At 57.0% G+C, this 11,614-nt stretch carries 7 protein-coding genes; all 7 read left to right on the top strand.

What is annotated here, in order from left to right; all coding sequences use genetic code 11:
• The first annotated feature begins 14 nt into the window (after window positions 1-14).
• The 7 genes from proS (at window position 15) to infB (ending at window position 11,611) form a co-directional block, all read left to right on the top strand.
• Window positions 15-1,463: a proline--tRNA ligase gene (gene proS, locus ACFO1S_RS28390; RefSeq protein ID WP_204603113.1), complete on the top strand. Its 1,449-nt coding sequence runs from the start codon at window positions 15-17 to the stop codon at window positions 1,461-1,463.
• Window positions 1,464-1,722: 259 nt separating this feature from the next.
• Window positions 1,723-6,033, top strand: a complete 4,311-nt coding sequence (locus ACFO1S_RS28385) for a PolC-type DNA polymerase III (RefSeq protein ID WP_204603112.1) — start codon at window positions 1,723-1,725, stop codon at window positions 6,031-6,033.
• Between the two features lie 194 nt (window positions 6,034-6,227).
• Entirely contained in the window at window positions 6,228-6,689 is a 462-nt protein-coding gene (rimP, locus tag ACFO1S_RS28380; protein WP_204603111.1) for a ribosome maturation factor RimP, read from the top strand.
• A gap of 76 nt (window positions 6,690-6,765) precedes the next feature.
• The gene (gene nusA, locus ACFO1S_RS28375) at window positions 6,766-7,863 is read left to right on the top strand and encodes a transcription termination factor NusA (RefSeq protein WP_204603110.1); all 1,098 of its coding nucleotides are present in this window, start codon (window positions 6,766-6,768) and stop codon (window positions 7,861-7,863) included.
• 11 nt (window positions 7,864-7,874) lie between these two features.
• The gene (rnpM, locus tag ACFO1S_RS28370; protein WP_204603109.1) at window positions 7,875-8,192 is read left to right on the top strand and encodes an RNase P modulator RnpM; all 318 of its coding nucleotides are present in this window, start codon (window positions 7,875-7,877) and stop codon (window positions 8,190-8,192) included.
• Window positions 8,176-8,508, top strand: coding sequence for a L7Ae/L30e/S12e/Gadd45 family ribosomal protein (locus tag ACFO1S_RS28365; RefSeq protein WP_204603108.1), 333 nt, complete (start codon window positions 8,176-8,178; stop codon window positions 8,506-8,508). The genes rnpM and ACFO1S_RS28365 overlap by 17 nt, the downstream gene beginning before the upstream one ends.
• Window positions 8,501-11,611, top strand: a complete 3,111-nt coding sequence (gene infB / locus ACFO1S_RS28360; RefSeq protein ID WP_204603107.1) for a translation initiation factor IF-2 — start codon at window positions 8,501-8,503, stop codon at window positions 11,609-11,611. The genes ACFO1S_RS28365 and infB overlap by 8 nt, the downstream gene beginning before the upstream one ends.
• The last annotated feature ends 3 nt before the right edge of the window (window positions 11,612-11,614 follow it).

Below are 11,614 nucleotides of genomic sequence, written 5' to 3'. Positions count from 1 at the left end.
GTTGGAGGATCATCATGTCGAAGGATAAAGGATTCGTAACGGAGATTACGCCTCAGGGCGAGGATTTCTCCCGTTGGTATATCGATGTCATTAAAAAAGCGGAGCTGATGGACTATTCGCCGGTTCGCGGCTGCATCGTGTTCCGGCCTGACGGCTACGAGCTATGGGAGAACATGCAGAGGGAGCTGGATCGTCGCTTTAAGGACACGGGCCACCGTAACGCTTATTTCCCGCTGTTCATCCCCGAGAGCTTCTTCACGAAGGAGAAGGAGCACGTTGAAGGCTTTAATCCCGAATTGCCTTTCGTCACCGAAGCGGGCGGCGAGCAGCTGGAAGAGAAGCTGGCGATCCGCCCGACGTCGGAGACGATGTTCGGTCATATGTATGCCAAATGGATTAATTCTTACCGCGATCTTCCTTTGCTGATCAACCAATGGGCGAACGTCGTTCGCTGGGAGAAAAGGACGCTTCCTTTCCTGAGAACAAGCGAATTTTTGTGGCAGGAAGGGCACACGGCGCATGAGGATGAGGCGGATGCCCGCAAGGAAACGATGCAGATGCTGAACGTCTATACGGATTTCGTAGAGAACGTTCTGGCCATTCCGGTCATCCAGGGGCAGAAGACGCCTTCGGAGCGCTTCGCCGGCGCGGTCGACACCTTCTCCATCGAAGCGATGATGAAGGACGGACGCGCGGTTCAAGCGGGCACGTCGCATTATCTCGGCACGAAATTCGCGGTCGCCTTCGATATCAAGTATCTGGATCGCGAGAATACGCAGCAATATTGCCATACGACTTCCTGGGGCGTGAGCACGCGATTGATCGGCGCCCTCATTATGGTCCACGGCGACGATCGCGGCCTTGTGATGCCGCCTAAGGTTGCGCCGACTCAAGTCGTGATGATTCCGATCGGTCCGCCGAAAACCCGCGAGGTCGTCATCGGCAAGACGGACGAGCTCTACGCGCAATTGAAGGCCGCAGGCATTCGCGTTCGCGTCGACGACCGTGCCGACGTATCTCCGGGCTGGAAGTTTAACGAGTACGAGATGCGCGGCATTCCCGTACGTCTTGAGCTTGGGCCCCGCGATCTGGAGAACGGCCAATGCGTGCTTGTCTCCCGCGTGAGCGGCGAGAAAAAATCGGTGGCTCTCGATAACCTGGTCGCGGAGGTGCAGGCGCTGCTGGAGCAAATCCACGCGGATATGTATGAGCGCGCGCTCTCCTTCCAGAAGGATAACTTTTTTTCCGTGGAGACGCTGGACGAGTACAAAGCGGCCATGGAGGAGAAGAGAGGCTTCGCCTTGGCCGGCTGGTGCGGGTCGGACGCTTGCGAGAAGCAAGTGAAGGAAGAGACGGGAGCAACGAGCCGCAACATTCCGTTCGAGCCGGCGGAGAAGAAAACGAAATGCCTCGTTTGCGGAGATGCGGCTGAGCATACGGTCGTATTCGCGAGAGCCTATTAGGCAATTCAAGCTTGTGCAAGAGCCGCGGGCGGCGGCAGGATGCCGCTCGCGGCTTTTTTGCGCCTTCGGCGGGCGGAAGGGGTCGCTTTTTCCAATGCGGATTCTATTGCTGGTTCGGTAGCGTTCAGGTAGAATAATAGAAAGCGCAACGTCAGCTTCTGATTGAAGACGGTGTCCGGACGCGGCTTAACTCCGTGCCGGCCTTATTCACGGAAGCTTTTGTATTTCAAGGCAACGATGCGAGGAAAGGGATGTGGGGATGCAGCCGACGGAAGAGCAACGCAAACGGTTCGAGGTGCTGCTTCAGCAGGCCGAGCTGCCTACCGAATGGCTGGGGCAGCATTTTCGGGACGGCCATATCGAGAAAGTGGAAGTCAGCCGCACTCGCAAGCAGTGGACGATCTATATCGGCAAAAGCCTTTTGCTTCCAAGAGCGATTTACATAGGTTTAAACGAGCGGGTAAAGGCTAAGCTCGGTCATGTCGCGGAGATTGGCTTGATTGTGAATTACGGACCTGAGGTGTCGACGGACAGCATCGTCAAAGAGTACTGGCAGTCCTTCGTGGAGCGCATGCAGCAGGAGGTTGCTTCCGTGAACGGTTGGTTGGCCAAAGCGGACGTCGCGGCGGATGGAGACCTGTTGACCGTCGCTCTGCTGAACGAGACGAATCTGGGGCTGGCCCGCAAAAAAGAGATCGACGTGCAGGCGGCCAAATATTTTGAGGAGCGCTTCTTGCGCTCCTGCCGAGTTAAGCTGGCGGTAGGCGAGTCCAAGCCCGATACGTACAATGAATTTACGCAAAAGATCGAAGAGGAAAACCGCGCCGCGATTGAGCTGATGATGGCAAGCGCAAGGGAAGAGGCTCCGGCGGAGCAGGGCGAAGCGCCCCAAGTGCTTCAGCACGGCTATGAGATCAAGGAGCCGCCGGTGCCGATTCAGGAAATTGTCGAGGAGGAGAAGAAGATTACCGTGCAAGGGGTGATCTTCGGGCTGGAGACGAAGGAGCTGCGAACGGGCAGCACGTTGTTCACATGCTCTATTACGGACTTTACCGACTCGCTGTCGATCAAGATTTTCGGCAAGAACAAAGAGGATGTCAAGATGCTGAGCTTGCTGGCGAACGGCAAATGGGTGAAGATGCGGGGCAAAGTCGAGTACGATCGCTTCCTCAATCCGCCGGAGCTGGTCATGTTTCCGAACGACATTCGCGAGGTGGTCTCTCCTCCGGAGCCGAAGGACACGGCGGAGGAGAAGCGGGTGGAGTTCCACCTGCACACGACGATGAGCACGATGGATGCGATCGCTCCGGTGGACGCTTACATCAAGACGGCGGCAAAGTGGGGCCACAAGGCTGTTGCGGTCACCGACCACGGGAATGTCCAATGCTACCCCGATGCGGCGAAAGCGGCGAAGAAGCATGGCATCAAGGTGCTGTATGGCGTCGAAGCCAACGTGGTCAACGATGGGGTCGGCATGGTCATTCAGCCGAGGGAGCAGACATTGTCCGATGCCGAATATGTCGTGTTCGATATCGAGACTACCGGACTGTCGGTCACCGATAACAAGATCATCGAGCTTGCGGGCATCAAGATGCGAGACGGCCAAGAGATCGGCCGGTTCGAGACATTCGTCAATCCGCATGAGCCGATTCCCTATAACATTCAGCAATTGACGAACATTACCGACGATATGGTGCGAGATGCGCCGGAGCTGGAGCCGAAGCTTAAGGAGTTTATCGAGTTTGTCGGAGATGCGGTGCTAGTCGCGCACAACGCCCGCTTCGATGTCGGCTTTATCCAGCACTCCTGCAAGCAGCTGGGCCTTCCGCCGGTCGAAAATCCGGCGCTGGATACGCTTGAATTGGCACGGTTCCTGCATCCGACGATGAAAAACCATCGTTTGAATACGCTGGCGGCCTTGTATAAGGTCTCTCTGGAAAACCATCACCGGGCGATCGACGATACGATCGCGCTCGGGGGCATTCTGGTCGGCCTGCTCAAGGAGACGCAAGCCCGCGGAATTAACGAGCTGCACGCGCTGAACGGATTGAACGACAAAAGCTGGAAAACGACCCGGCCGTTTCACTGCTGTATCTATGCGCTTAACGCCGTCGGCAAAAAAAACCTGTTCAAGCTCATTTCCTTGTCGCACACCGAATATTTCCACCGGGTCGCCTGCATTCCGAAGAGCAAGCTGATCGAGCATCGGGAAGGGCTGCTTATCGTATCCGGCTGCGAGAAGGGAGAACTGTTCGAGACTGTGCTGAACAAGTCGATAGAGGAAGCGGAGGAGATCGCCGCCTTCTACGACGTGCTGGAGATTCAGCCGCTCGACTTCTACATGCATCTGCTGGATAAGGGCTTGGTGGCCAGCCGCAGCGCGCTGGAGGAAGCCTTAAGGCGGATCGTCAGACTTGGGGAGAAGCTGGTCAAGCCGGTCATTGCGACAGGGAATGTTCATTATCTTCAGCCGCGAGAGAAAATCTTCCGCGACATCACGATTCACGGCATCACCGGATTTAGCCCGCTGAAGGATCAGAAAAAGCCCGACGCCCACTTTCGCACGACGTCGGAAATGCTGGAGGCTTTTCAGTTCCTCGGAAGCGAGAAGGCCTACGAGGTCGTCGTGACCCAAACATCGGCGCTGGCCGATCGCTTCGAGGAATTCAAGATGTTCCCGGACGAGTTGTATACGCCGATCATCGAAGGGGCCGACGAGGAAATTCGCAATACCTGTTACGCCACGGCGCGCGGGATGTATGGGGAGGAACTGCCGGAGGTTGTCACGGCCCGGCTGGAGAAGGAGCTCGTGCCGATTATCAAATACGGATTTTCGGCGAACTACCTGATCTCGGAACGGCTCGTCAAGAAGTCCAATCAGGACGGCTATCTCGTCGGCTCGCGGGGCTCGGTCGGTTCCTCGGTCGTGGCTACGTTCCTGGGAATATCCGAAGTCAACCCGCTTCCTGCGCATTACTTGTGCCGCAATCCGGAGTGCAAGCACAGCGAATGGTTTCTCGACGGCAGCGTGCCGAGCGGCTTCGACTTGCCGGACAAGCGCTGTCCGCATTGCGATTCGAACATGCGGGGAGAGGGGCAGGATATTCCGTTCGAGACGTTCCTCGGATTTAAGGGAGATAAGGTTCCCGATATCGACTTGAACTTCTCGGGCGAATACCAGCCTCATGCGCACAACTATACGAAGGTGCTGTTCGGAGAGAAAAGCGTGTTTCGCGCCGGTACGATCGGTACGGTAGCGGAGAAAACCGCTTACGGCTTCACCAAGAAATATGAGGAAGAGCATGGCAAGTCCTGGCGCGGGGCGGAGCTGAATCGGCTTGCTGCCGGCTGCACGGGCGTGAAGCGCAGCACCGGCCAGCATCCCGGAGGCATTGTCGTCGTGCCGGATTATATTGAGGTGGAGGACATCACGCCGGTTCAATATCCCGCCGACGATGTGAACGCCGAGTGGAAAACGACCCATTTTGACTACCATGCCTTCGACGCCAACCTGCTCAAGCTCGATATTCTGGGACACGACGACCCGACGATGATGCGCATGCTGCAAGACTTGACCGGCGTTGATCCGACCACGATTCCGATGAACGATCCGAAGGTCATGAGCTTGTTCAACTCCGTGGAGGCGCTCAGCGTAACGCCGCAGCAGATCCGCTCGCCCGTGGCGACCTTCGGGGTGCCGGAGATGGGAACGCGGTTCGTCCGCCAGATGCTGGAGGAAACGAAGCCGTCGACCTTCGCCGATCTGCTGCAAATCTCAGGCTTGTCGCACGGAACGGGCGTATGGCTTGGCAACGCGCAGGAGCTGATCAAGAACAATACCTGTACGATCAAGACGGTAATCGGCTGCCGCGACGATATTATGCTATTCCTTATTTACAAGGCGGGCATGGACGCTTCGCTGGCGTTCAAGATTACGGAGAGCGTTCGTAAGGGCAAGGGCTTGACCCCGGAATGGATCGACGAAATGAAGCGCTGCAAGGTGCCCCAGTGGTACATTGATTCCTGCCTGCGCATCGAGTACATGTTCCCGAAAGCTCACGCGGCCGCCTACGTCATCTCGGCTGTCCGGACTGCATTTTTCAAGCTTTATTATCCGATCCATTATTATGCGACATACTATACGGTACGCGCCGGAGACTTCGATGTCGAATTGTTCTGCCAGGGCTATGACGCGATTCTCAAGATGCTGATCGAGATCGAAGGGAAAGGCTTCCAGGCCACGACGAAGGAGAAGAACATGATCTCCATTCTGGAGATGGGGCTGGAGATGACCGCACGGGGCTTCAAATTCAAGTCGATCGATCTCTATCGTTCGGAAGCGACCCGCTTCATTGTGGACGGAGACAGCCTGATACCGCCTTTCGGCGCGATCGCGGGCGTCGGGGAGAATGCGGCGCGCAATATCGCGGCTTCGCGAGAAGAGGGAGATTTCCTGTCGATCGAGGACTTCCAGCAGCGCTCTCGGGCGAGCAAGACGATCGTGGAGGTGCTGTCTGGACTCGGCACTTTCCGGGGGCTGCCGGAATCCAATCAGCTTATGCTGTTCTAGGCGAGTGCGGCCGTCAGACATGGAAAGTAGTAGTTGCCAGCGGCTGTAAGGTTATGTTATATTAGTTTTGGTAATCATGTGGATAACACTGTCTGCAGAAGAGTGGGGAAACCCACTCTTTCCGTTTTGTCTGCGGGTCTTTGCGGTTGCGAAGGCTGCGGCCATCCATTTGGAACATCGGGAGGTATACCTTATTGAATTCACCGCAAATCAAATCCATCGTGGAAAACTGCGCGACCTCTTTCCTGGAGGAGAACGGGTTGGAACTGGTGGACGTGGAATACGTAAAAGAGGGCAGCAACTGGTTTTTGCGTATTTACGTAGATAAGGAAGGCGGCATCGATATTGACGATTGCGGCCGTTTTTCCGAATTCATCAGCGTTAAGCTCGATGAGCTGGACCCGATCGAGGACGCGTATTTTCTGGAAGTCAGCTCTCCGGGCGCGGAACGCCCGCTCAAGCGGCCGGAAGATGTCGCGAAGTCTGTCGGCAAGCATGTATTCGTAACCACTTACGAGAAGATCGGCGGGGCTAAAGAGTTTGAAGGACGGCTGGACGAATTCGACGGAACGACGATGATCGTAACGATCGGACGCCGCAAGCAGGCCATCCCTTACGATAAAGTGGCCACCGCCAGGTTGGCCATTGTTTTCTAATCCATTTGAGAACGGTGACGTTTTCGGCGCCCGAGGCTGCCGGCTATGTCGCACATTGAGGAGGAATTAGGTAGCTATGAGCATGGAGTTTATCGAGGCGCTGTCCGAAATCGAGCGAGAAAAGGGCATCAGCAAGGATGTTCTGATCGAAGCTATCGAAGCGGCACTTATCTCCAGCTACAAACGTAACTTTAATACGGCGCAGAACGTTCGCGTTGACATCAATCGGACAACGGGCCTTATTAAAGTCTACGCTCGCAAAACGATCGTGGAAGAGGTTCTGGATCCGCGGCTGGAGATTTCCCTGGAAGCGGCCAGGGCGATTAATCCGCACTACCAGATCGACGACATTGCCGAGATCGAGGTTACTCCTCGCGACTTCGGACGCATCGCGGCCCAGACGGCCAAGCAGGTCGTGACGCAGCGTATCCGCGAAGCGGAGCGCGGGCTCATCTACCATGCTTTCGTAGACAAGGAGCAAGACATCGTAACGGGCATCATTCAACGGATGGATCTGCGCAATCTGTACGTCGATCTCGGCAAGGTGGAAGCGGCATTGCCCTTAACGGAGCTGATGCCGACCGACAAGTTCAAGCAGGGAGATCGCGTCAAGGCCTTCATCACGAAGGTCGAGAATACGAGCAAAGGCCCGCAAATCATCCTGTCCCGTACGCATCCGGGCTTGTTGAAGCGATTGTTCGAGCTGGAGGTTCCGGAAATATTCGACGGCACCGTGGAAATTCGCTCGGTTGCGCGCGAGGCGGGCTTTCGTTCGAAGATTGCCGTATACTCCCGCAACGAGGAAGTCGATCCGGTCGGCTCCTGCGTCGGGCAGAGGGGAACCCGCGTGCAATCGATCGTCACGGAGCTTAAAGGCGAGAAGATCGATATCGTGCGCTGGTCGGAGGCCATTGACGAGTATGTCGCGAATGCGCTCAGCCCGTCCAAGGTGCTGGAAGTCATCGTATTTGAAGCCGAGAAGATGGCGCGCGTGATCGTGCCGGATTACCAGCTTTCCCTCGCGATCGGCATCAAGGGCCAGAACGCTCGTTTGGCTGCCAAGCTGACAGGGTGGAAAATCGATATCAAGAGCGAGACGCAGGCGGAGCAAGAGTACGGTCGTCCGAAATCGACCGGGGCGACGATGCACCAGGACAGCGTATCCATCGATTGAGGGGGATCGCCGTGAGAACAAGGAAAATCCCGCAGCGCAAGTGCGTAGCATGCCAGGAAATGATGCCGAAGAAGGAGCTTATTCGCATCGTTCGTTCCCCGTCAGGAGACATCCAGATCGATCTCGGCGGCAAGAAGCCCGGACGCGGGGCCTATCTGTGCGGCAAGGTTTCCTGCTTTAAGCTGGCGAAGAAGTCCAAGGCTTTCGAACGGGCCTTGAAGACGCCGGTCGACGCGGAAATCTATGATCGTCTGGAGTCCGATTTCATTCAAGTGGAAGAGGAATTCCAGGCAAACAAGGAGCTGCAAGCCGATGACGACGAGCAATAAGGCGTTGTCCCGCCTAGGTCTTGCCATGAGGGCGGGCAAGCTGATCAGCGGCGAAGAGATCGTGCTGAAGGCGGTGAGATCCGGCGAAGCCAAGCTTGTCTTGCTCGCTGGAGACGCTTCGGACAATACGAAGAAGAAGATTACGGATAAATGCAATAGTTACGGAATACCTTTGTTAGTCGGTTTTACGCGATTCGAACTGGGATCAGCGGTAGGCAAGCCTGAACGCGTATTATTCGCGGTAACGGAACGAGGATTCGCCGATATGCTGGCCGCCGGTTGGAATCATCACTCGGAGGTGGACAATATTGAGTAAGCAAGATCAAACGGATAACAAGGATAAGCTTAGAGTTTACGAATATGCAAAGCATCTTAATATGAGCAGCAAGGAAGTCATCACGATTCTTAAGAGAATGAACATGCCCGTCAACAACCACATGAGCGTCATGGAAGACGGGATGACAGGCGCGGTAGAGAAATTCTTCCGCGATGTGAAAGCGAACGCGGCGGCGAAAATGGCCCAAGCTTCCGCTAAGCCGTCCGCGCCGTCCGCACCAGAGCGTCGTCCGCAATCCGGCGGCGCCAGCGAGCAGCAGTCGCCGCCGTCGCAGCAGTCGCGTCCAGCGCCGCAAGCTCCTGCCCAGCAGGCGCCTCGCGTCGAGGCTCCGGCCGCAAGCGAAGCGCCGTCGGCGCCGTCCGCTCCTGCGGCACAGCCAGCGGCTTCGAGCCCGGCTCCTCAAGCTTCGTCGCAGACGAATGCTTCGCCTCGCCCGCAAGGCGGTCAAGGCGGATACGGCAACCGCGATGGCGGCAGCCGTCCGCAAGGCGGTCAAGGCGGATACGGCAACCGCGATGGCGGCAACCGTCCGCAAGGCGGCCAAGGCGGATACGGCAACCGCGATGGCGGCAACCGTCCGCAAGGCGGTCAAGGTGGAGGCGGCCAAGGCGGATACAATCGTCCGCAAGGCGGCCAAGGCGGAGGCGGCCAAGGCGGATACAATCGTCCGCAAGGCGGCCAAGGCGGAGGCGGCCAGGGCGGATACAATCGTCCGCAGGGCGGTCAAGGCGGAGGCGGCCAGGGCGGATACAATCGTCCGCAGGGCGGCCAAGGCGGAGGCGGTCAAGGCGGATACGGCAACCGTCCGCAAGGCGGAGGCGGCCAAGGCGGATACAATCGTCCGCAGGGCGGTCAAGGCGGAGGCGGCCAGGGCGGATACAATCGTCCGCAGGGCGGTCAAGGCGGAGGCGGTCAAGGCGGATACGGCAACCGTCCGCAAGGCGGAGGCGGTCAAGGCGGATACGGCAACCGTCCGCAAGGCGGAAGCGGTCAAGGCGGATACGGCAACCGTCCGCAAGGCGGAGGCGGTCAAGGCGGATACGGCAACCGTCCGCAGAGCGGACCAAGTCCAAGCAGCAGCGCGGCAAGCCGTCCGGGTCAAGGCTTGGGCGCAGGACGCAGTCCGTCGCCTTCCGCAGCGGCCAACCGCGGCGGTCGCGACACGAAAGGTCGCGACGATTTCAACCGGAACGGCCCGCAAGGCGCTGCAGGCAAGCGCAAGGATCAGGGCGGTCGGTTCGATGATAGAAACAATTACAGAAGCGCGAAGGGCAAGGGCGGAAAGAACGCCCGCAAGAGCAATATGCCGCCGCGCGAGAAGATCGATAATACGCCTAAGAAGGTTATCGTACGGGGCAGCATGACCGTCGGCGAGCTGGCGAAGCTGCTGCATAAGGACGCTTCTGAGGTCATCAAGAAGCTTCTCATGATGGGCGTTATGGCAACCATCAACCAAGAGCTTGATCTGGATACGGTTCTTCTCGTCGTTTCCGAGTACGGCGTCGAGGTTGAAGTGAAGATTGTCGTTGAAGATACACAATTTGAGACGATTGAAGAAAACGACGATCCGGATGCATTGCTTTCTCGTCCTCCGGTCGTGACGATCATGGGTCACGTTGACCACGGTAAAACCACGCTTCTGGACGCGATCCGCGAAACGAAAGTCGCGATCGGCGAAGCAGGGGGCATTACGCAGCATATCGGAGCGTACCAGGTCGAAATCAACAACAAGAAGATTACTTTCTTGGATACGCCGGGCCATGAAGCGTTCACGACTATGCGTGCCCGCGGCGCTCAAGTTACAGACATTACCATTCTCGTTGTGGCCGCCGATGACGGCGTCATGCCGCAAACCGTAGAAGCGATCGCGCATGCGAAGGCGGCTAACGTACCGATTATCGTCGCCGTGAACAAGATCGATAAGCCTGGAGCGAACCCGGACAAAGTCAAACAGGAGCTGACCGAGTACGGTCTCGTACAGGAAGCGTGGGGCGGAGACACGATTTTCGTCGAAGTGTCTGCCAAGCAGCGGCTGAACCTGGACGGCTTGCTGGAGATGATTCTGCTTGTCGCCGAAGTGAACGACTACAAGGCGAACCCGGACAAACGCGCTCGCGGTACGGTTATGGAAGCCGAGCTCGACAAGGGCAAAGGGCCAGTCGCTCGTATTCTTGTACAGAATGGTACGCTTAAAGTCGGCGATGCCTTCGTTGCAGGGGATTGCTTCGGCCGGATTCGGGCGATGACCAACGATCGGGGCCGCCGGATCAAAGAAGCGGGACCGTCGACGCCTGTGGAAATTACGGGCTTGACCGAAGTGCCGCAAGCGGGCGATCCGTTCATGGTGTTCGAAGACGAACGCAAAGCGCGCGAGATTTCGGATAAGCGTTCCATCAAGACGCGCCAATCGCAGATGAAGGCGAACCAGACGGTGACGCTGGAGGATCTGTTCAGCAAGATCAAGGAAGGCGATATTAAAGAGCTTAACGTCATCCTTAAAGCGGACGTTCAAGGCTCCCTGGAAGCCCTCAAGGGCTCGCTGGAGAAGATTGAAGTCGAAGGCGTGCGCGTGCGCACGATCTATAACGGCGTAGGCGCGATTACGGAATCCGATATTATTCTGGCATCGGCTTCGTCCGCGATCGTGATCGGCTTTAACGTACGTCCGGAGCCGAGAGCGCAAGGCATTGCCGAGCAGGAGAAGGTCGATGTACGCCTGCATTCGATTATCTATAAAGTAATCGAAGAGATCGAGCATGCGATGAAGGGCATGCTGGATCCTGTATTCAAAGAGAAGGTCATCGGACACGCAGAGGTGCGCGAGACGTTCAAGGTGACCAAGGTCGGCACGATTGCCGGTTGTATGGTTACGGACGGCAAGATTGCGCGCAATGCGGAAGCGCGTCTTACGCGCGGCGGCATCGTCGTCTATACGGGTAAGATCGATTCCCTCAAGCGCTTCAAGGATGACGCGAAGGAAGTATCGGAAGGCTATGAATGCGGAATTACGCTCGATAAGTTCAATGATCTCCAGCAAGGCGATGTTATCGAAGCCTTCATTATGGAGTCTGTCGAGCGGTAATGA

This window comes from Cohnella boryungensis, from assembly GCF_042651945.1.
In the GTDB taxonomy this organism is placed as follows: Bacteria; Bacillota; Bacilli; order Paenibacillales; family Paenibacillaceae; genus Cohnella; species Cohnella boryungensis.
This window is presented reverse-complemented; position numbering and strand designations above follow the sequence as displayed.